At 75.4% G+C, this 20,531-nt stretch carries 16 protein-coding genes; 5 read left to right on the top strand and 11 right to left on the bottom strand.

The window, feature by feature from the left end; genetic code table 11:
- Window positions 1–60 precede the first annotated feature (60 nt).
- Window positions 61–1,131: a LacI family DNA-binding transcriptional regulator gene (locus ACZ6PY_RS27690; protein ID WP_466077289.1), complete on the top strand. Its 1,071-nt coding sequence runs from the start codon at window positions 61–63 to the stop codon at window positions 1,129–1,131.
- A gap of 36 nt (window positions 1,132–1,167) precedes the next feature.
- Window positions 1,168–2,811 carry a glycoside hydrolase family 13 protein gene (locus ACZ6PY_RS27685; RefSeq protein ID WP_466077571.1) on the top strand — a complete coding sequence of 548 codons (1,644 nt, stop codon included), beginning with the start codon at window positions 1,168–1,170 and terminating at the stop codon, window positions 2,809–2,811.
- A 40-nt stretch (window positions 2,812–2,851) separates the two neighbouring features.
- On the opposite strand, the gene ACZ6PY_RS27680 is transcribed toward ACZ6PY_RS27685, so the two are convergent.
- From ACZ6PY_RS27680 to xylA, 3 genes are all read right to left on the bottom strand, one after another.
- The gene (locus tag ACZ6PY_RS27680; protein WP_466077286.1) at window positions 2,852–4,267 is read right to left on the bottom strand and encodes an MFS transporter; all 1,416 of its coding nucleotides are present in this window, start codon (window positions 4,265–4,267) and stop codon (window positions 2,852–2,854) included.
- 69 nt (window positions 4,268–4,336) lie between these two features.
- Entirely contained in the window at window positions 4,337–5,836 is a 1,500-nt protein-coding gene (gene xylB, locus ACZ6PY_RS27675; RefSeq protein ID WP_466077283.1) for a xylulokinase, read from the bottom strand.
- A gap of 11 nt (window positions 5,837–5,847) precedes the next feature.
- Window positions 5,848–7,035, bottom strand: a complete 1,188-nt coding sequence (xylA, locus tag ACZ6PY_RS27670; protein WP_466077281.1) for a xylose isomerase — start codon at window positions 7,033–7,035, stop codon at window positions 5,848–5,850.
- Window positions 7,036–7,087: 52 nt separating this feature from the next.
- On the opposite strand from xylA, the gene ACZ6PY_RS27665 reads away from it, so the two are divergent.
- Both ACZ6PY_RS27665 and ACZ6PY_RS27660 read left to right on the top strand, forming a co-directional pair.
- Window positions 7,088–8,347, top strand: coding sequence for an ROK family protein (locus ACZ6PY_RS27665; RefSeq protein ID WP_466077278.1), 1,260 nt, complete (start codon window positions 7,088–7,090; stop codon window positions 8,345–8,347).
- 131 nt (window positions 8,348–8,478) lie between these two features.
- Window positions 8,479–10,137: a PP2C family protein-serine/threonine phosphatase gene (locus ACZ6PY_RS27660; protein WP_466077275.1), complete on the top strand. Its 1,659-nt coding sequence runs from the start codon at window positions 8,479–8,481 to the stop codon at window positions 10,135–10,137.
- Here ACZ6PY_RS27660 and ACZ6PY_RS27655 read toward each other — a convergent pair.
- Complete coding sequence (locus tag ACZ6PY_RS27655; protein WP_466077272.1) at window positions 10,102–10,626, bottom strand: MarR family winged helix-turn-helix transcriptional regulator; 525 nt, start codon at window positions 10,624–10,626, stop codon at window positions 10,102–10,104. The two genes, ACZ6PY_RS27660 and ACZ6PY_RS27655, sit on opposite strands and share 36 nt — an antisense overlap.
- A 95-nt stretch (window positions 10,627–10,721) precedes the next feature.
- Here ACZ6PY_RS27655 and ACZ6PY_RS27650 point away from each other — a divergent pair, with 95 nt between their 5' ends.
- Window positions 10,722–11,852 carry a PP2C family protein-serine/threonine phosphatase gene (locus ACZ6PY_RS27650; RefSeq protein ID WP_466077269.1) on the top strand — a complete coding sequence of 377 codons (1,131 nt, stop codon included), beginning with the start codon at window positions 10,722–10,724 and terminating at the stop codon, window positions 11,850–11,852.
- Between the two features lie 21 nt (window positions 11,853–11,873).
- Here the strand turns inward: ACZ6PY_RS27650 and ACZ6PY_RS27645 are convergent, their stop codons facing one another.
- The 7 genes from ACZ6PY_RS27645 to ACZ6PY_RS27615 form a co-directional block, all read right to left on the bottom strand.
- On the bottom strand, window positions 11,874–13,358 hold the full coding sequence (locus ACZ6PY_RS27645; protein ID WP_466077266.1) for a sugar transferase: 1,485 nt from the start codon (window positions 13,356–13,358) through the stop codon (window positions 11,874–11,876).
- A gap of 203 nt (window positions 13,359–13,561) precedes the next feature.
- Complete coding sequence (locus tag ACZ6PY_RS27640) at window positions 13,562–15,316, bottom strand: VWA domain-containing protein (RefSeq protein ID WP_466077263.1); 1,755 nt, start codon at window positions 15,314–15,316, stop codon at window positions 13,562–13,564.
- 177 nt (window positions 15,317–15,493) lie between these two features.
- Window positions 15,494–16,528 carry a lactonase family protein gene (locus ACZ6PY_RS27635; RefSeq protein WP_466077259.1) on the bottom strand — a complete coding sequence of 345 codons (1,035 nt, stop codon included), beginning with the start codon at window positions 16,526–16,528 and terminating at the stop codon, window positions 15,494–15,496.
- 115 nt (window positions 16,529–16,643) lie between these two features.
- Window positions 16,644–17,246, bottom strand: coding sequence for a GTP-binding protein (locus tag ACZ6PY_RS27630; RefSeq protein ID WP_107078959.1), 603 nt, complete (start codon window positions 17,244–17,246; stop codon window positions 16,644–16,646).
- Window positions 17,227–17,613: a DUF742 domain-containing protein gene (locus tag ACZ6PY_RS27625; RefSeq protein ID WP_262284692.1), complete on the bottom strand. Its 387-nt coding sequence runs from the start codon at window positions 17,611–17,613 to the stop codon at window positions 17,227–17,229. Before ACZ6PY_RS27625 ends, ACZ6PY_RS27630 begins: the two co-directional genes overlap by 20 nt.
- A complete protein-coding gene (locus ACZ6PY_RS27620) occupies window positions 17,603–18,019 on the bottom strand; it encodes a roadblock/LC7 domain-containing protein (protein WP_262284693.1) in 417 nt (138 codons plus the stop codon). Before ACZ6PY_RS27620 ends, ACZ6PY_RS27625 begins: the two co-directional genes overlap by 11 nt.
- Window positions 18,019–20,445 (bottom strand): sensor histidine kinase, encoded by a 2,427-nt coding sequence (locus tag ACZ6PY_RS27615; RefSeq protein WP_466077248.1) that lies wholly within the window; start codon window positions 20,443–20,445, stop codon window positions 18,019–18,021. The genes ACZ6PY_RS27620 and ACZ6PY_RS27615 overlap by 1 nt, the downstream gene beginning before the upstream one ends.
- Between the last annotated feature and the right edge of the window lie 86 nt (window positions 20,446–20,531).

Here is a 20,531-nt window from a genome sequence, read left to right as displayed (position 1 = left end):
GCTGCTCCGCCGCCGCCGGTCCCCCGGCGGCGGCGGGCGCGGGGTCGGAGCGGGGAACCGATGACGAAGATTGACGATGTCGCCCGCCTGGCCGGGGTGTCGACGGCCACCGTCTCGCGGGCGCTGCGCGGCCTGCCGACGGTCTCGGCCGCGACGCGGCGGCGGGTCCTCGCCGCCGCCGAGCAACTCCAGTACGCGGTGTCGCCGAGCGCCTCCCGGCTGGCCGGCGGGAAGACCGGCACGGTCGCCGTGGTGGTCCCCCGGATCACCCGCTGGTTCTTCGGCACCGTGGTCGAGGCGGTCGAGGACTACCTCCACCAGAACGGCTACGACCTGCTGCTCTACAACCTGGGCGGGCGGGAGCAGATCCGGCAGCGGGTGCTGCACCCGGCCAGCCTGCACAAGCGGGTGGACGCGATCATCCTGGTCGCCACCCCGCTGCGCCCGGCCGACCTGACCGCGCTGACCAAGCTGGCCCTGCCCGGCGTGACCATCAGCTCCGGCAGCGGGGTGCCCGGCTGGCCCTGCGTCCGCATCGACGACGTGGCCGCCGCGCGGACCGCCACCCGGCACCTGCTCGACCTGGGCCACACCCGGATCGCGCACATCTCCGGCGACCCCGACGACGAGCTGGCCTTCACCACCCACCTGGACCGGCGGCGCGGCTACGAGGAGGCGCTGCGCGCCGCCGGGCTCCGGCCCGACCCGAGCCTCGACGTCGAGTCGCAGTTCACCGTCGACGGCGGCACCCGGGCGACCGCCGAGCTGCTGGCCCGGGGCGAGCCGCCGACCGCCATCTTCGCCGCCTGCGACGAGATGGCGATGGGCGCCATGACCGCCCTGCGTGACGCGGGGCTCCGGGTGCCCGAGGACGTCAGCGTGATCGGCATCGACGACCACGACCTGGCCGGGGTGCTCGGGCTGAGCACCATCGCCCAGCCGGCGGCGGAGCAGGGGTTGCTCGCCGCCCGGATGCTGCTCGACCCGCTGGGCGGGCGGGTCGCCAGCCCGTACGCCGGGCTGGTGCCGGCGCCGCGCGGCCCCGACACCGACCACCGGTCGCCGGCCTCGGTGATCCTGCCCACTCGCCTGGTGGTGCGCGAATCGACCGCGCCGCCCCGGGCAAACTGATCAGATTCGTCCCGTACGCACGACAGGGAGAAGGCGCTGAACACCGACGCGACGCAGGAGACCCCGGCCACCGGCTGGTGGACCGAGGCCGTCATCTACCAGATCTACCCGCGCTCGTTCGCCGACGCGAACGGCGACGGGATCGGCGACCTCCCCGGCATCACGGCACGCCTCGACCACCTCAGCGAGCTGGGCGTCGACGCGATCTGGCTGTCGCCGTTCTACCCCTCCCCCCAGGCGGACGCCGGCTACGACGTGGCCGACTACCGGGACGTCGACCCGCTCTTCGGCACCCTCGGCGACGCCGACAAGATGATCGCCGAGGCGAAGGCGCGCGGCCTGCGGGTGATCGTCGACCTGGTGCCGAACCACACCTCGTCGGAGCACCGCTGGTTCCGGGCCGCCGTCGCGGCCGCGCCCGGCAGCCCGGAGCGGCAGCGCTACGTCTTCCGCGACGGCAAGGGCCCGCAGGGCGCCGAGCCGCCGAACGACTGGGAGAGCGTCTTCGGCGGGCCGGCCTGGACCCGGCTGCCGGACGGCCAGTGGTACCTGCACCTCTTCGACACCGGGCAGCCCGACCTCAACTGGGACAACCCGGAGGTGCGCGCCGAGTTCCTGGACATCCTCCGGTTCTGGCTGGACCGGGGCGTCGACGGGTTCCGGGTGGACGTGGCGCACGGCCTCATCAAGCAGGCCGACCTGGCCGACTGGCAGGAGCCGCAGGAGATCCTGTCCGGCCAGGAGGTCGACAAGCCCCGCCCGCCGATGTGGGACCAGGACGGCGTGCACGACATCTACCGGGAGTGGCGGCGGCTGCTCGACTCCTACGACGGGGAGCGGATCCTGGTCGCCGAGGCGTGGGTGGAGCCGGCCGAGCGGCTGGCCCGCTACGTGCGGCCGGACGAGATGCACCAGGCGTTCAACTTCGAATACCTGCTGGCCGCCTGGACGGCCCCCGCCCAGTACGCGGTGATCACCCGCTCGTTGGAGGCCACCGACGCCGTCGGGGCCCCGACCACCTGGGTGCTGTCCAACCACGACGTGGTCCGGCACGCCTCCCGGCTCGGGCTCGCCGTCGGCGGCGGCCGCCCCAACGGCATCGGCATCGGCGACCCGCAGCCCGACGCCGCGCTCGGCCTGCGCCGGGCCCGGGCGGCCAGCCTGCTCATGCTGGCCCTGCCCGGCTCCGCCTACCTCTACCAGGGCGAGGAGCTGGGGCTGCCGGAGCACACCACGCTGCCCGACGAGGCCCGGCAGGACCCCACCTGGGAGCGCAGCGGGCACACCCAGCGCGGCCGGGACGGCTGCCGGGTGCCGATCCCGTGGGAGGCCGACGCCCCGTCGTACGGGTTCGGGCCGACCGACGCGAGCTGGCTCCCCCAGCCGTCGAGCTGGGCCGAGTACGCGCTCGACCGGCAGCGCGGCGTCGACGGCTCGACCTACGAGCTGTACCGGACGGCCCTGCGGCTGCGCCGCGAACACGGCCTGGCGCGGGGGCCGCTGCGCTGGCTCTCCTCCGGCGACGAAGTGCTGACCTTCACCAACCGCGGGCTCACCGTGCTGACCAACTTCGGCGCGGAGCCGGTGCCGCTGCCCGCCGGCGCCGAGGTGCTGGCGTCCAGCGCCCCGCTGGACGGCGACGCCGTCCCGACCGACGTGACCGTCTGGTACCGCGCCTGACAGCGGCGAGGAGGGGCCCCGGTTCAACCGGGGCCTCTCCTCACAGGCGGTCGGCGCGGGTGTGCAGGAGGTCGTGGACCGACTCGATGTCCCCCGGTGAGGTGCGGGCGGCCAGCCAGTACATGAACCCGGTCGGGATGAAGAAGAGCTGGAACGCGGCCAGCCCGACGGCGTAGTTCAGCGGCGGCGGGAAGGCCGCCCGCAGCGCCCCGAAGGCGACCCCGACCAGCCCGTTGCCGGCCGCCCGGCCGACACCGTTGACCAGGTTGCCGAGGCTGTAGACCGTGCCCCGGTGCTCCGGCGGGTTGACGTCGGCGATCAGCGCGAACCAGTTTGGCGAGTTGGCCGACGTGAGCGCGAGGGCGAGCACGGCGGTGAGCAGGCTCAGCCCCACCGTGGGCTCGGTGAGCACGCTGCTCAGCACCGCCGCGATGACCGCGCCGGAGCTGCCGCCGTCCGGCACGTCGATCCGGATCGGCACGAGGAACAGGACCAGGTAGAACGGCACGGCCGCGAGGATGCCCACCGCCGCGACCAGCGCCCGGCCGCTCGGCGTACGCCGTTGCAGCGCGTCGCCGGCCAGGCCGCCGACGATGGAGAGCACCCCGCCGAGCTGGAACAGGGTGGCGAAGACGCTGCCCACCACCACGGCGGTGGCGGCCGAGTAGCCCTGCGCCTCGGCGCGCTGGCTGAACAGCACGGGCAGCCAGACCAGCGAGCCGAAGGCGGCCTGCGCGGTCAGTCCCTGGAGGACCAGCCAGCGGTTGGTCCGCCGGGCCAGGATCCGGGGCAGGTCGGCGCGGCTGATCCGGTAGTCGTACTCGCCGCCCGCGTCGAGCGCCGCGGCCAGCTCCGGCTCGCTCTGCCCGCGCCGGATGTCGTACGTGAACAGGTACGCCACGGTGGCGAGCAGGCCGACCGCGGTGAGGACCAGGAACGGCCGCCGCCAGTCGGTGGCGCCGAGCAGGCCGCCGGTGAGCGTTCCGGCGAGCGTGCCGACGCCCTGGGACAACCCCCAGAAGCTCATCACCAGGCCCCGGCGGCGTGGCGAGATCAGGTCGGTGACCACGGAGAAGCCGACCGAGCCGACCGCGCCCAACCCGATGGCCGCGACGAGCTGGGCGGCCAGGAACGCCGGATAGTGCTGGGCCAGGGCGCTGCCCCCGGTGCCGGCCGCCCAGATCAGCGTGCCGACCATGAGCAGCGGCTTGCGGTCGGTCCGGTCACCGACGTACGCCCAGGCCACCGCGGCGACCGCGCTGACCAGGAAGCTGACCGCGGTGACCAGGCCGAGCAGCCGCTGCGACACCCCGAGCGCGCCGGAGATCGGCCCGTACAGCGGCGGGACCAGGCCGATGGCCACGTTGTCCAACGAGGCGAGCACCACGAACACCAGCACGCTGTAGAACCGGTGCGCCGCGTTCCCCCGCCGGGAGACCCTCGTGCCGCTGCTCATGCCGGGCAGCAAACCAGGCGGAGATCACGACGGGAACACGACCCGCCGGTCAACCGCCCGGGCTCCGGTTCACTCCGGAAGCCGTTCGACGACGTGCTCCCGGGCCTGCGCGTAACGCGCGCGGATGGCGGGGACCGCCGACGCCTCCAGCTCGGCGCGTCCGGCGCCGCGCCGCGGCCTGGAGCCGTCGTCACCGGCGTACTCCTCGGTGTCGCCGACCGACCAGGTGGGCGGCGCCGCGCCACCCAGGGCGACCCAGGCGGCCTGGCGGGCGGCCCCGTCGGCGACGTACTCCCCGGGCGGCGGAACGACCACGGGGCGGCCGAAGACCTGCGGGGCGATCCGCCGCACGGCGGCGGAGCGGGCCCCGCCGCCGACCAGGATGACCCGGTCGGCCCGGGCGCCCTGGGCGGTCAGCGCGTCGAGGCCGTCGGCCAGCGCGCAGAGCATGCCCTCGACGGCGGCCCGGGCCAGGTGCGCCGGGGTCGAGGTGCCCAGGGTGAGGCCGTGCAGCGCGCCGGTGGCGGTGGGCCGGTCCGGGGTCCGTTCCCCCTCCAGGTACGGCACCATGACCAGCCCGCCGGCACCGGGCGGGGCGGCCAGCGCCAGGTCGCTCAGCGCGGCCAGGTCGACGCCGAGCAGCGTGGCGGCGGCGTCGAGCACGCGGGCGGCGTTGAGCGTGCAGACCAGCGGCAGGAACCGGCCGGTCGCGTCGGCGAAGCCGGCCACCGCCCCGCTCGGGTCGGCGGCCGGCGTGTCGGCGACCGCGAAGACGGTGCCCGAGGTGCCGATCGAGACGACCACGTCGCCCGGGCCGGCTCCGGCGCCGAGCGCGGCGGCCGCGTTGTCGCCGGTGCCCGGCCCCAGCAGGACCGGGCCGTCGGGGCCCGCGCCGGCGCCGAGCGCCGCCGGGTCGAGGTGGCCGGCCACCTCGGCCGGGCCCAGCACGACCGGCACCCGCAGCCGCCGGCCGAAGGCGCGTTCCAGCAGGTCGAGGCGGTACTCCCCGGTGCGCGGCGACCAGTAGCCGGTGCCGCTGGCGTCGCCGCGGTCGGTGCGCAGCGCGGCCAGCCCGGGTGCGCCGGCCAGCCGCCAGGTGAGCCAGTCGTGCGGCAGGCAGACGGCGGCCACCCGGTCGGCGTTGGCCGGCTCGTGCCGGGCCAGCCAGCGCAGCTTGGTGGCGGTGAAGCTGGCCACCGGCACGGCACCGGTCGCGTCGGCCCAGAACCGGCGGCCGGCCTCCCCGCCGCCGGCCTCCTCGACCAGCTCACGGGCGGCGTCGGCGGAGCGGGTGTCGTTCCAGAGCAGCGCCGGGCGGACCACCTGCCCCGCCTCGTCCAGGCAGACCATGCCGTGCTGCTGGCCGCCGACGGAGACGGCGGCCACGTCGGCCAGCCCGCCGGCCTCGGCGACGGCCGCCCGCAGGGCGTCCCACCAGGCGTGCGGGTCGACCTCGGTGCCCGCCGGGTGCGGCGCGCGGCCCTGCCGGACCAGCGCGCCGGTCTCCGCGTCCCGGATCACCACCTTGCAGGACTGGGTCGACGAGTCGATCCCGGCGACGAGCGGCATGGCGACCCGCCTCAGCGCGCGCCGAGCAGGTGCTCGACGGCGAGCTGGTTGAGCCGGACGAAGCCGTAGCCCTGCGCACCGGCCGCCTGCGGGTCGAACTCCTCGAACGCGGCGCGGTCGGCGAGCAGGTCGGCGTAGCTCTCACCCGAACCCAGCGTCGGGGCGGCGAGTTCGGAGACCTTGCTGGCGGCCAGCGCCTCGGCCACCTCCGGGTCGGCCCGGAACGCCGCGGCCCGCTCCTTGAGCAGCAGGTAGGTGCTCATGTTCGCCGCCGCGGAGGCCCACACCCCGCTGATGTCCTCGGTGCGGGAGGGCTTGTAGTCGAAGTGCCGGGGGCCGTCGTACGCGGGGCCGCCGTTCGGGCCGCCGTGCTCCAGCAGGTCGACCAGGGCGAACGCGTTGAGCAGGTCGCCGTGGCCGAAGACCAGGTCCTGGTCGTACTTGATGCCGCGCTGCCCGTTGAGGTCGATGTGGAACAGCTTGCCCTGCCAGAGCGCCTGGGCGATGCCGTGCGCGAAGTTCAGCCCGGCCATCTGCTCGTGGCCGACCTCGGGGTTGAGGCCCACCAGCTCCGGGCGGGCCAGGGTGGAGATGAACGCGAGCGCGTGCCCGACGGTGGGCAGCAGGATGTCGCCGCGCGGCTCGTTCGGCTTGGGCTCGATGGCGAAGCGCAGGTCGTAGCCCTGGTCGACGACGTACTGGCAGAGCAGGTCGACCGCCTCGCGGTAGCGGTCCAGCGCGGCGCGGATGTCCTTGGCCAGGTCGTACTCGGCGCCCTCCCGGCCGCCCCACATGACGAAGGTGCGGGCGCCCAGCTCGGCGGCCAGGTCGACGTTGCGCAGCACCTTGCGCAGCGCGTAGCGGCGTACCGAGCGGTCGTTGCTCGTGAAGCCGCCGTCCTTGAACACCGGGTGGGTGAAGAGGTTGGTGGTGACCATGGGCACCACCAGGCCGGTCTCGTCGAGGGCCTTGCGGAACCGGGCCAGCTGGGCGTCGCGGGTGGCGGCGTCCGCGCCGAACGGGACGAGGTCGTCGTCATGGAAGGTGATCCCGTACGCGCCCAGCTCGGCCAGCCGGTGGACCGCCTCGACGGCGTCCAGGTCGGGCCGGGTGGCGTCGCCGAACGGGTCGCGGGCCGTCCAGCCCACCGTCCAGAGGCCGAAGGAGAACTTGTCCGCGGGGGTGGGACGGGGAGCCATGGGGACCTCCGGGTGGTGGTGTCGTCCGCAATTTGTTCAGTGGTTGAATTAAATGACCGCGCTGTGGCACTGTCAAGGGGTGACCAGCCCCAGCACCGCCGGCGCGGTCCGCCAGGGCAGCCTGCGCGAGCTCAACCTCGCCGTCGTGCTCCGGCGGATCGCCACCGCCGACACACCGCCGTCCCGCGCCGGGATCGCCGCCGGGACCGGGCTGACCCGGGCCACCGTCTCCGCCGTCGTGGACGACCTCATCGCCGGCCGGCTGGTCGCCGAGGCGGAACCCGCGCCGCGCAGCGGCGCCGGGCGGCCCGCCCGCGGGCTGGTGCTGGCCGCCGACGGCCCGGCCGGGCTCGGGCTGGAGGTGAACGTCGACTACCTGGCCGCCTGCGTGGTCGACCTCACCGGGGCGGTCCGGCACCACCTGGTGCGCCGCGCCGACCTGCGCCCGGTCTCCCCCGCCGACGCCCTGGAGCGCCTCGCCGCCCTGGCCGCCGAGGCCCGCGCCGCCGCCGTACGCGACGGGCTGACCCTGGCCGGCGCGGCGCTCGCCGTGCCGGGCCTGGTGGACAGCGGCGGCCTGGTCCGGCTCGCGCCCAACCTCGGCTGGCGGGACGTCGACGTGCCCGCCCTGCTCGCCGGGCGCCCGCTCGCCGACCCGGTCGACGGCATTCCCCCGCTGGTGGTGGACAACGAGGCCAACCTGGCCGCCCTCGGCGAGCTGCACGCCGGCCCGCCCGGCTCGACAAGCTTCCTGCACATCACCGGCGAGATCGGCATCGGCGCCGGGATCGTGTTGGACGGGGCGCTCTACCGGGGCGCGCGCGGCTGGAGCGGCGAGATCGGTCACATCCCGGTGCAGCCGCAGGGGCGGCCGTGCCGCTGCGGCGGCCAGGGCTGCCTGGAGCGGTACGCGGGCCAGGAGGCCATCCTGGCCGCCGCCGGCCTGACCGGGGCGGACCTGCCCGCGGACACCGCCGCCACCCGGCTGGCCGACCTGGCCGGGGCGGGCGACCCGGCCGCGCTGACCGCCCTGGCGGATGCCGGGACCGCCCTCGGGGTGGCCGTGGCGGGCGTCGTGAACCTGCTGGACCTGGACACCGTGGTGCTCGGCGGCGGATACGCGCCGCTCGCCCCCTGGCTGCGCCCGCCGGTGGTCGCGGAGATCTCCCGCCGGGTGCTCACCGCCGCCTGGTCCCCGGTGACGGTGCGCCCGGCGGCGCTCGGGGCGCGCTCCGCGGCGGTCGGTGGGGCCGCCTCGGTGGTCCGCCGGGTGGTGGACCGGCCGGTCGCCTGGCTGGCCCGTTCCGGCTGACCGCGGCACTCCGCCATGGGCTCCCGGCGCCGGTGCTCGGTACGCTTGTCGTCAGGCAACGGATCCGCGATCGAGGAGTGCACCGACAGCATGCGCACGGTTCGACAGACCGAAGCGCCCCGCCACCGGCGATGAGGACCGCCCGACCGTCGGCCGGGGCCGCTCTGCCGGACGACTCCCGGCTCGCCCGCGAGCTGCTGGACGGGCTCGCCGAGGCCGTCGTGACCACCGACCGGGCCGGCGTCGTCACCCTGGTCAACGCCACTGCCGCGGAACTCCTCCCCGAGCTCTCCCCCGGCGTCGACCTGGCCGACTGCCCGGTGCCCGCGCTGGCCGACGCGGTGCGCGGCGACGGCGGGACCCTCGACACCGAGCACCACGGCCGGCGGTTGCGCGGCGTCCGGCGCCGCCTGGCCGCCGGCACCTGCGCCTGGTACGTGCGCGACGTCACCGAGGAGCAGGCGCGCGACGACGCGCTGCGGGCCGAGCGGTCCCGCACGGCCTTCCTGGCCCAGGCGGGCAGCCGCCTCGGGCTCTCCCTGCACCGCGACCAGACGCTGCGCGCCGCCGTCACCCTCCCGGTGCCCTACCTGGCCGACGCCGCCGTGGTCGTGCACCGCCCGTCCCCGCCCGCCGAGGACCTGCCGCACTGGGTCCGGTACGCCGCCGACGAGCCCGGCCCGGTCACCGGCGTCGCCGGCTGGCCGTCGGTCGAGTCGGCGCCCGGCCTGGTCGAGGCGCTCGACGGGGACGGCACCGAGCCCGGGCCCTGGCTCGACGCGGGGCTGGCCGAGCTGGTCGAGGTGCTGCCCGCGGACTTCGGCCGGCCCGGCGCGGTGCTGATCAGCCCGATGCGCGGCGCCGGCGGCCCGGCCGGCGCGCTCATCCTGGCCCGCAGGCCCGGGCGGAGCGGCTTCGACCCGCGCGAGGTCGAGCTGGCGCGGGAGTTCGCCGCCCGGGCGGGCGCCGCGCTGGCGGCGGCCGACCTCTACGGCGAGCAGGCGCACCTGGCCCGCGTCCTCCAGAACAGCCTCCTCCCCCCGGAGCTGCCGCCGCTGCCCGGGATGACGCCGGCCGGCGGCTACCGCGCCGCCGGGGACACGCTGCGCATCGGGGGCGACTTCTACGACCTCTTCCCCACCCCCGGCGGCGGCCTCTTCGCCCTCGGCGACGTGTGCGGCAAGGGGGTCGGCGCGGCCGTGCTGACCGGGCGGGTGCGCCAGTCGCTGCAGACCCTGCGGCTGGTCGAGCAGCGCCCGCGCGAGTTGATGGAACTGCTCAACCGCGCGCTGCTGGACGCCCCCGACGCGGCCCGGCGCGCCCAGTTCACCACCCTCCTGCTGGGCACCCTGACCCGCGAGCCGGGCGGCGGGCTGCTGGTCCGGGTCGCCGGCGGCGGCCACCCGGCCCCGCTGGTGGTCCGCACCGACGGCCGGATCGAGCCGGTCCGGGTGGGCGGCATGCCGGTCGGCGCGCTGACCGCGGCCCGCTTCGCCGAGGCGGAGGTACGCCTCGCACCGGGCGACGCACTGGTGGCGTACACCGACGGGGTGACCGAGGCGCGGGGCGGGCCCAGCCAGCGGGAGATGTTCGGCGACGCCCGGCTGCGGCGGGCGCTCGCGTCCGGAGCCGGGCTGCCGCCCGCCGCGCTGGTCGACCGGCTGCTCCAGCTCGTCGACGAGTGGCTCGACGGCCAGGTGCACGACGACGTCGCCATGCTGGTCGTGGCGGCGGGAGGGCCCGGCCCGAGCCGGTCAGGCGGTGCGGGCCACCGGCGGCTCTCCGGGTGACCCCGCCTCGGGCTGCGGGTCGCCGATCCGCTCCCCCGACGGCTGGAGCACCGGCCAGCCCTCCGCCGCGGCGGCCTCCCCGCGCCGGGCGACCTCGTCGAACTCGCGCATCCCGCGCACCAGCGCCGCCCGCCCCTCCGGGCTCATGCCCACGAGGATCCGGTCCAGCCGCTGGCGCCGGTCGGCGCGCAGCTCGCCGAGGAGCCGGGTGGCCGCCGGGGTGAGGTGCAGGGCGATCTCGCGCCGGTCGTACCGGCCCGGCTCCCGCTCCAGCATGCCGGCCGCCACCAGCCGGTCGCAGAGCCGGCTCGCGGAGGAGAGCAGCATGTCGGTCAGCGTGGCGAGCCGGCGGAGGTTGATCCCGTCGTACTGCTCGACGACCATGACCGCGCGCAACTGGGCGCCGGAGAGCCGGCTCGTGGTCCGCTCCCGGGCCGCCTCCCAGACAGCCAGCAGGGTGCCCGCCGCCTCGTCGAGGTCGGCGGCCATACTCGCATCAGGTCTCTGGGGACCGCGTTCTTCGGCCATGGTGGGCCCGAGACTACCCGCCTCACCAGGCCGACGACCTGTGCAAAGGAGCAAAGATGAGCGGACCGGAGGATCGGGCACGGCGGAGCCTCACCGAGGCGCCGACCGACCAGCTCGTCGACCGGCTCGCCGCCGAGCTGGAACGGTCGTACGGGGTCACCCGCACCGAGCTGTACCAGGTCGACTACCGGTTGGCCGCGCTGCTGCCGCTGGGCGGGGGTGAGTCGATCGTCACCCCCGGGCACCCGGCCTGGCGCTGCTTCGACCACCAGGAGCCCATCGTGTCGGAGGGCACCGGCTGGTTCCCGGTCGGGATGCGCGGCGAGCGGCGCGGGGTGCTCCGGATCGCACCGGTGCCGGGTGACCCGGCCGCCCTGGCCGAGCTGGACGCCGTCGCCACCGCGCTGGGGCACGAGCTGGCCGCCGTGGCGGCCACCACGGACATCTACCTGACCGCCCGGCGCAGCCGCCGGCTCACCCTGGCCGCCGAGATGCAGTGGGAGCTGCTGCCCGGCCGCAGCCGCATCCGTCCCTCCTTCAGCCTCGCCGGGCAGCTCGAGCCGGCGTACGCGGTGCGCGGCGACGGCTTCGACTGGTCCGACGACGGCCACCGGCTCTGGCTGTCCGTGATCAACGGCTCGGGCGAGGGCGTGGCCGCCTCGATGCTCACCTCGCTGGCCACCCACGCGCTGCGCAACGCCCGCCGCGCCCAGCTGGGGCTGGCCGACCAGGCCGCCCTGGCGGACCAGGCGATCTACGCGCTGCACCGGGGCGAGCAGCACCTCTCCGCGCTCCTGCTGGAGCTGGACCTGGCCACCGGGGCGCTGCACGTGGTCGACGCCGGCTCGCCCCGCCTGGTGCTGCTGCGCGACGGCGACGTGACCGAGCAGGTGCTGGACAAGCAGTTCCCGCTCGGCATGTTCGAGGGCACCGACTACCGGGAGCAGCGCTTCGAGCTGCGGCGCGGGGACCGGCTCTTCGTGGTCAGCGACGGGGTCATCGACGCCACCTCGGAGCGCATCCGCTACGGCGAGACCGCGCTGGACCGGTTCCTGCGGCGCACCGGGCCGATGGAGCCGCTGGACGCCGTCCGGTCGCTGATCGGCGACCTGCGCGCCTTCGTGGCCGGCGACCTGGTCGACGACGCGGTGGTGGTCTGCCTGGACTGGCTCGGCCCGCAGCCCTGACCCGCCCCGGCCGCCCGTCGGTCAGTACGCGCCGCGGCTGTTGACCACCGCGCCGAACGTCTTCCAGAGGATGGTCAGGTCGGCGGCGAGGGACCAGTTCTCCACGTAGTAGAGGTCGAGCCGGATGCCGTCCTCCCAGCTCAGGTCCGACCGGCCGCTGACCTGCCAGAGGCCGGTCATGCCGGGCTTGACCAGCAGCCGGCGGGCCACGTCGCCGTCGTACCGGGCCACCTCGGAGGGCAGCGGCGGGCGCGGGCCGACCAGGCTCATCTGGCCGAGCAGGACGTTGGCCAGCTGGGGCAGCTCGTCCAGGGACCACTTGCGCAGCAGCCGGCCCACCCGGGTCACCCGGGGGTCGTCGCGCATCTTGAACATCAGGCCGTCGGTCTCGTTGCGCGCCGCCAGTTCCGCGAGCAGGGCGTCGGCGTTGACGACCATGGTGCGGAACTTGAAGACGCCGAACTCCTTGCCGCCCTGGCCGACCCGGGTCTGGCGGAACAGCACCGGGCCGCGGCTGTCCAGCTTGATGGCGAGCGCGATCACCGCCAGCAGCGGCGACAGCAGGAGCAGGGCGATCAGCGAGATCGACCGGTCGACGAAACCCTTGACCAGCTTGCGGGCGCCCCGGAACTCGGGCGCCTCGACGTGGATCAGCGGCAGGCCGGCCACCGGCCGGGTGTGGATGCGCGGGCCGGCGACGTCGGTGAGCGCCGGGGCCACCACGAGGTCGACGCCGGTGCCCTCCAGCTGCCAGCCGAGCCGGCGCAGCCGGGTCGCGGTCAGCTCGCCCGAGGCGGTGACCGCCACGGTGTCCGCGCCGATCGCGGTGGCGGCCTCGGGGATGCCCCGGAAGGAGCCCACCACCGGCACGTCGCCCAGCCGCTGCGGCACCGGGGCGAGGAGCGCGTCCGGGATGCACGCGCCGACCACCTGGTAGCCGGCGTACGGCTCGCGGCGCAGCGTGTGCACGAGCTCCAGCACGTGCGCGGTGTCGCCGACCACCAGCACCTTGCGGGACCAGCCGGCGCCCCGGTCGCGGGCGCGGTGCAGCCGCTTGCGGGCGGCGAACCGGGCCACCTCCAGGCCGAGCGTGCCGACCGCGAAGGAGATGGCCAGGAAGCCCCGGGAGACCCCCACGTCGGCGATGTAGCCGGCGATGGCGATGCCGCCGGCCAGCCGCAGGCTCGCCGCGCTGACCCGCCGGTACTCGTCGGCGCCGTAGCCCAGCACCTGGTCGTCGTAGCAGCGCATCGCCTTGAGCGAGACCAGCCAGACCAGCAGCAGGGCGGGCGCGACCACCACGTACGGGATCTCGGAGCCGCTCGGTTCCTCGTCGCCGAACCGGGCCACGTACCCGATCAGGATGGCCACGGTCAGCACGGCGGTGTCCACCACCGCCAGGACCCGGATGTAGGCCCGCTCCGCGGCACGCGTCGTCGGTCCGGGGCGGTCGCCACCGGGTCGCGACGACGTGCTGGCGGGGGTCAACAGCGTCGCCGAGGTCACCGGCCCTCCCCACTTCGCTCAGGACGACCCCGCGCCGCGTGGTCCCGGTGGGGATCCCGCGGTTCGGAGCACCCGGTCATCTTGCCTCGACAATTATGGTTACCGATTGCTTCGGACACATTGCCGTCAGTTCTCTTCTACCGAGAAGCGTTCCGCCGTACCGGATCTGCCGGTACGGCGGAACACCCTCACTGAGTTCCGGTTCAGCGCGGCGCCGGCGGGCGCAGCGCGATCGCCTGCAGGAAGATCTCACCGATCTTGCTGGGGTCGGTCGTGACGAAGGAACCGCCGCCGGTCACATCGGTGATCGACTTGAGCTCGGCGCGGCTGACCTCGGTCCCGATGCCGATGATGATCACCTGGACCGGCTGCTCCTCGTCGCGCAGCGCCTTGAGCTGGTTCAGCAGCGTCTTCTGGCTGATGCCGCTGGCGTCGTCGTTCTTGCCGTCGGTGAACAGCACGATCGAGTTGACCTTGCCCGGCTCCCAGTCCTGCTGGACCTTCTTGTACGCCGCCAGCATGGTGTCGTAGAGACCGGTGTCGCCGTCCGACGGCCGGATGCTGGCCAGGCGCTGCTGGAGCGGGCCCCGGTTGCTCGACAGCGGCTTGATCCCGAGCAGTTCCTGGTAGTCCTGCGAACCGTTCAGGTTCGTGGAGAAGGTCCACAGGCCGATCGACCAGGAGTCGTCGAAGAGCCCGAGGCCCTGGCTCGCGGCGGCCACGGTGACCTGCTCCCGGCTGGCGCCGTTGGCCGTGGCCACCGGCTTCTTCATCGACCCCGAGACGTCGATGACGCAGAGCATGCGGCCGGACTGGGTGGCCACCGACCAGGTGGTGGTCGCCTTCTGGATGGCGACCGGGTCGAGGTCGGCCGCGCCACCCTGGCCCGACGGCGGGACGGCGCTCGCGCCGCCGTTCGCCGGGCTCGGCGCACCCTGGGGCGCCTGGAACCCGTCGCCCCAGTTGCCGTCCGGCGCCCGCAGCGCCTGCCCGGCCAGGCGGTTCTTGAAGCCCCCGGTCCGCAGCACCTCGAAGAGCACCCGGGCGGCGGACGCCTTGGTCGGCTCGATGCCGGGCAGCACGGCGAACGGGTAGTCCAGCGGCATCGGCGCCGGCTCCAGGTAGAGCGCCGCCAGCGGGATCGGCGGCTTGGTGTTGTTGTACGCGATCACGTCCTCTTCCGACAGCGCCGCCGCGCCCAGCGCGTTCGCGATGGCGGTCGGGTCCGAGGAGCGCGGGAAGCGGGCCAGGAGGTCCTGCCGCAGCGAGGACCGGTTGGTGGCCAGCGCCCGCAGCGCACCGACCATCGCCTCCTGCGCCTTCGCCGAGCCGGCGGCGCCCGTGGCGCTCGCGGCGGCGGTCAGCGAGAGCAGCCCGGACAGGCCGGCGGCGTCCTGCGTCGGCTCGACGATCCCGGCGCGCAGCGGCTTGCTGCTGGTCACCTGGGCCAGCAGGTCGGTCCAGTGGAGCTTCTTGTCCGGCCACCCGATCCGGGAGGCCACCGGCTCGGGCAGCGCGACAACCACCGGGCTGCGGGCGATCGAGGCGCCGTTGGCCGGCGCGAACGCGGTGGCGCCGCCGCTCTTGAGCCGCAGCAGCCAGGTGGAGGAGTCCGGCACCCAGACGTCCGGCGTGACCACGGTGCCGCTGGCCTGCCCGACCCCGGCCAGGGTGGCGCCGTGCTTGCTCGCCACCGCGGCGGCCACGTCGACCGGCTCGGCGGAGGAGACGTTCACGGCGATACAGGTCTCGCCGACGGCCGCGCCGTCGGCGACCCACTGATCGGCCGCTCCGCGCACGGCGGGGGCGATCTCCGGGGCTGCCGCGACGGACAGCTCGATACGCCCCGAACAGTTCGGGCCGGCCAGCTGCTGATAACCGAACCAGGACCCGGCTACGACGACGACGAGCGCGGTGGCCGCGGCAACGGCACCTGCCCCACGGAGGTTCGAACGCATGCGATGGCGGCCAGACACGGTGACCATCTTGCGTATCTCGTGGGGTTAGTGCCACAACCGTTCGGACGAAAGTTACGCAGGAGAAACAGTTGATCGCCAATTCATCACGCTGAGTGAGCGGTCAGTCATCACAGGTGATCAAAGTCCACTGGGGACGATGTCTCGGTGACCGCCCGGTCACGGACGGACACAGGTGGGGCTCGCCACCGGCACCGGCTCCCCCACGGGCTCCGGCACACCGGTGCCCGGGTCCACCCGAAAGATCCTGATCATGCCGGCTCGCTCGTCGGCCACATAGAGGTGCCCGCCGGTCAGGGCGAAGTGCCGGGGCCACTCCCCACCGGTGTCCACCTCGGCCACCAGCTCGGGCGCCTCCCCGTCCAGCGCGAACACCGCGACCGTACCCACGCCCCGGTTGCCCACGTAGAGGAAGCGGCCGTCCGGCCCGACGGCGACCTCGGAGGGCTGCACGTGCCCGGCCCGGCCGCTGGCGTCCACCCGGACCCGCTGGTGCAGCCCGTCCGGGGTGAGGTCGTACGCGGTGACCGTCCCGTCCAGCTCGCCGACCAGCCAGCAGCGCCGCCCGTCGGGGTGCCGGGCCAGGTGCCGGGGCCCGGTGCCGGCCGGCGTCCGCAGCCGGGGGGCGCGGGGCACCAGCCGCCCCGAGGGGACGTCGAGGTCGTACCGGTAGACCGAGTCGGTGCCCAGGTCGACGGCGAGCAGCGGACCGGCGGCCGGGTCGGGCGAGACCATGTGGCAGTGCGCCTGCTCCTGCCGCTCCGGGTCGGCGCCGTGCCCCTCGTGCCGGACCAGGTCGCTGCGCTCCCCCGGCGTGCCGTCGGCGTCGAGGGGGAAGACCGCCACGCTCCCGCCGCCGTAGTTCGCCACGAACAGGTGCCGGCCGTCCGGTGCCACGGCCAGATGGCAGGGCTCCGCCCCGCCGGTCGGGCGTACGCCGAGCGGGTCGAGGTCGCCGTCCGGGCCGGTCCGGAAGGCGCTGACCTGCCCCTCGGCCAGCTCGTTGACGGCGTAGAGCACGGGCAACGCCGGATGCCGGACGAGGAACGACGGCGACGGGGTGACCGCCACCGTGCCGAGCGGGGTCAGCGCCCCCGTCGCCGGGTCGCGCCGGGCGGCGACGATGCCCTCGGCCCGCCCGCCCGACTGCGCCGTGTAGCCCCCGATGTGGACGATCGCGTCCTGCCCGGTCACCGCTCCAACCTTCCGCCGTCCCACCGTCGATCCAACCAGAGCCTTCCCGGTGAGCCGGCAGGTTAGGCGTCATTCCCGGGGCCGGCTTCCCGGCCGGGCCGCCGGGTCCGGCGGTTCAGCCCACCGGCACCGGCTCGCCGCGCTGCCGCGCGACGTGCTCGACCAGCGAGATCAGCACCAGCTTGCCGGACTGCCGGTCCCGGGCGTCGCAGAGCACCAGCGGCACGTCCGGGTCCAGGTCCAGGGCGTCGCGGACCGCCTCCAGGCTGAACCGGCGGGACCCGTCGAAGCAGTTCACACCCACCACGAACGGGATGCCCCGCTGCTCGAAGTAGTCGATCGAGGGGAAGCAGTCGGCCAGCCGCCGGGTGTCGGCCAGCACCACGGCGCCGAGCGCCCCGAACGCCAGCTCGTCCCAGAGGAACCAGAACCGGTCCTGCCCCGGGGTGCCGAAGAGGTAGACCTGCAGGTCGTCGTTGATGGTGATGCGGCCGAAGTCCATCGCCACGGTGGTGGTCGACTTCTGCTCCACCCCGGAGACGTCGTCGGTGCCGATGCCGGCGCCGGTCAGCACCTCCTCGGTCTGCAACGGCCGGACCTCGCTCAACGCGCTCACCAGCGTCGTCTTGCCCGCGCCGAAGCCACCGGCGATGAGGATCTTCAGAGCCAGCGGCACCCGCGGCGCGGCCGGCTCCCGGTCAAAGCGCACGGAGTCCACTGACCACCGCCTTGAGGATGTTGTCGTCGGGCAGGTGGGCGGCGGCCGGCCGGCGCACCGTGACCAGGCCCCGGGCGAGGAGGTCGCCGAGCAGCACCCGGACCACGCCGACGGCGAGATCCAGGTCGGCGGCGAGGTCGGCCACGGCCACCGGCCGGCGGGCCAGCTCGGCGAGGCGCCGGTGCTCCGGCTGGAGACCGGGCACCCCGGCCGGGTCGGCCCCCGGCGTGGTCAGCACGAACGCCACCAGGTCGAAGCCGTCGACCGGCGGGCGCACCCGGCCGCCGGTCACGGTGTACGGGCGGACCACGGGGCCGGCGGCGGCGTCCAGCCACTCGTGCTGCGGGCCCGGCGACTCAGCCCGCATCGGTCGCCGCCGTGCGAGCCGGTGCGCTCAGGTTCTCGCCGACCCGGATGACCAGCATGGCCATCTCGTACGCCACCAGGCCGATGTCGGCGTCGGCGTCGCTCACCACGGCCAGGCAGGCGCCCTGCCCGGCGGCCGTGACGAACAGGTACGCCGACTCCATCTCCACCACGGTCTGCCGTACCGCGCCGCCACCCACGTGCCGGGTGGCCCCCTTGGCGAGGCTGGAGAAACCGGAGGCCAGTGCGCAGAGGTGTTCCGCGTCGGTGCGGTCCAGCTCGGCGGACGCGCCGAGCAGGAGGCCGTCCGCCGACAGCACCACCGCCTGGCGGGCGCCCGGCACCCGCTCCACCAGGTCGTCGAGCAACCAGTCGAGATCGGCGTTCTGCCGCGTCGTGTGCACCACTAGGCGTCCCTCTCAGTCGCGGTTCGTTGGTCCGGAGCCGCCGCCGGTTCGGGCGGGGAGGGCTCGGCGGCCCGGGTACGGGCCGCGTCGGTGGACGGAGCGCCGGCCCGGCCCGGGGCGGCGGTGGGCTTGTCGGCGGCCGGTCCGCCCGTCGTCGCCGCCGGGGCGGGCCGGCTGCGGGCGGCGCCGGGGTCGGCGGCGGCGCGGGAGCCGTCGCGGCGGCCCCGGGCGGTGCCGGCCTGGAGCGCGGACATGGCGCGCCGGGCCTCCTCGGGCGGGCGGTGCGCCGGGTTGTCCGCGACGACCGGCCGGGGGCGTGCCGCCGGCCCGCGCCGGCGGACCCGGCGGGGCAGGCCGTCGGCGTCCGCCGGCGTCTCGACGGCGGAGGGACGGCCGGCGGGCAGCGGCACGACCGCCGACTCGGGGCGCTCCCGGCCGGGCCGGGAGGCCCGCGTCCGGGGGACCGTCGCCAGCCGGGTCACCTTGGCCATCCGCCGGTCGTCCCGCCCGGGCCGGTCGGCGTCCGGGCCGGTCGGGCCGATCGCCGGCTCGGCGGTGATCAGATCCGACGGGACGAACACGGCGGCCGTGATCCCGCCGGGCGCGGCGCGCCGGAGCTCGACCCGGACGCCGTGCCGGGCGGCCAGCCGGGCCACCACGAAGTGGCCGAGCCGGGCGCTGTCGGTCGGGTCGAACTCCGGGGCGTGGGACAGCTTGCGGTTGGCGTCCGCCAGGGCCGTCGGCGACATGCCGAGCCCCCGGTCGGTGATCTCGACGGTGTAGCCGCCGGGGACCGTGCGGCCGGTGATGTCCACCCGGGTGCCGGGCGGGGAGAAGACGGTGGCGTTCTCGACCAGCTCGGCGAGCAGGTGGATCAGGTCGCCGACGGCACGGCCGAGCACACCGGCGGGCTGGACCTCGCCCACGTCGACCCGGTCGTACGACTCGACCTCGGAGATCGCGCCGCGCACCACGTCGACCGCGGCGACCGGGTTGCGCCAGCCCCGGCCGGGGGCCGCGCCGGCCAGGATGACCAGGTCCTCGGCGTGCCGCCGGAGCCGGGTGGCGAGGTGGTCGACCTGGAACAGCCCGGCCAGCTCGTCCGGGTCCTCGGTCCGCCGTTCCAGCCGGTCCAGCAGCGCCAGCTGCCGGTGCACCAGGCCCTGACTGCGCCGGGCGATGTTCAGGAAGACCTCGTTGAGGCCGCGGCGCAGCGTGACCTCGTCGACGGCGGCCTGCACCGCCGTGCGGCGCACCTCGTTGAAGGCGCGTCCCACCTGGCCGATCTCGTCGCCGCCGTGGTCCAGCTCGGGCGCCTCGCGGGCGACGTCGACCTCCTCGCCGCGGCGCAGCCGGGCCACCACGTCGGGCAGGCGGTGCTCGGCCATCTCCAGCGCGGCGGTGCGGACCCCGGTGAGCCGGCGGTCCAGGGACCGGCCGACCCGCAGCGCCACCAGCACGCAGACCACGATGGCGACCAGGCCGAGCACCCCGGCGGCGGCAAGCCGGACCAGGATCTGGACCGCCATGGGCACGGACCGCTCGGTGAGGGTGTCCGCGCCGCGCAGCTCGAAGTCCCGCAGGCCCTGCGAGACCGCGGCGTGGCTGGTCTCCCAGGCCCGGATGTCGAACCCGGCGGGCAGGTCGCGGGCGCGGACCAGGGTGTCCTGGAGTGCGCGCAGCCGGACGAACGCCTCCCCCTCGGTGAGCCGCTGGTAACCGGTCCGTTCGGCGGCCGGCAGGTCGGCGACCGCGTTCTCGGCCAGGAAGCGCTGGTTCTCGATGGTCCGGACCAGCTGCTCGTGCTCACCCTCGGCGTACCGGCCGGCGGTGACCGCGCCGGCCAGCAGCGCGTCGGCCTGGCCGAGCAGCTCCCGGGACCGGCCGAGCCCGGTGAGCGCCAGCGCCTGCCGGTTGAGCTGGGCGTCGGGCAGCGTGGCCATGGCGGCGAAGGTCTGGAAGGCGGAGCCGATCATCCCGCTGTAGAGCCCGACGGCGCCGGCCTGGTCCACCTTCCGGCCGTCGATGAAGCCCCGCCCGGCGGGCAGCGCGTCGAGGGCGGAGACCAGCTGGTCGAGCCGGGCGTCGAGCAGGTCGTCGGCGGCGTCGCGGAGCTTGTCCCCGTCGACCCGGCGGCGCAGCTCGGCGATCGCCCGGTCGGTGCGGACACGCTGCTCGGCCAGGGCCGGCAGGGCGGTCTCGCCGGCGAGCTGGACGACCGAGAGCCGGCGTTCCCGTTGCAGCTCGGCGACCACGCTCTCACCGGGCCGGCCCAGGTCATAGAGGAGGGTGCGTGCGGCGAGCAGGTCGAGCGCCGGCCCGAAGGTCAGCGTGGTAGCGAAGATCCACAGTGCCAGCAGCCCGGTCACCGGACCGATGACCAGCGCGGTCAGCTTGGCGCGGATCGGCCAGTCTCGGGTGTTCATCCAACCTCGCCCGGGGGAAGGTGTCGCAGGGGTGGCGCCGGCACCGGCCGGAGGGCCGCGACGCCGGGCCCCGGCCCGGGCGCCTT

Source organism: Micromonospora sp. NPDC048907 (genome assembly GCF_055586885.1).
The sequence above is the reverse complement of the archived record's forward strand: the minus strand, read 5'-3'. Positions and strand labels throughout refer to the sequence as shown.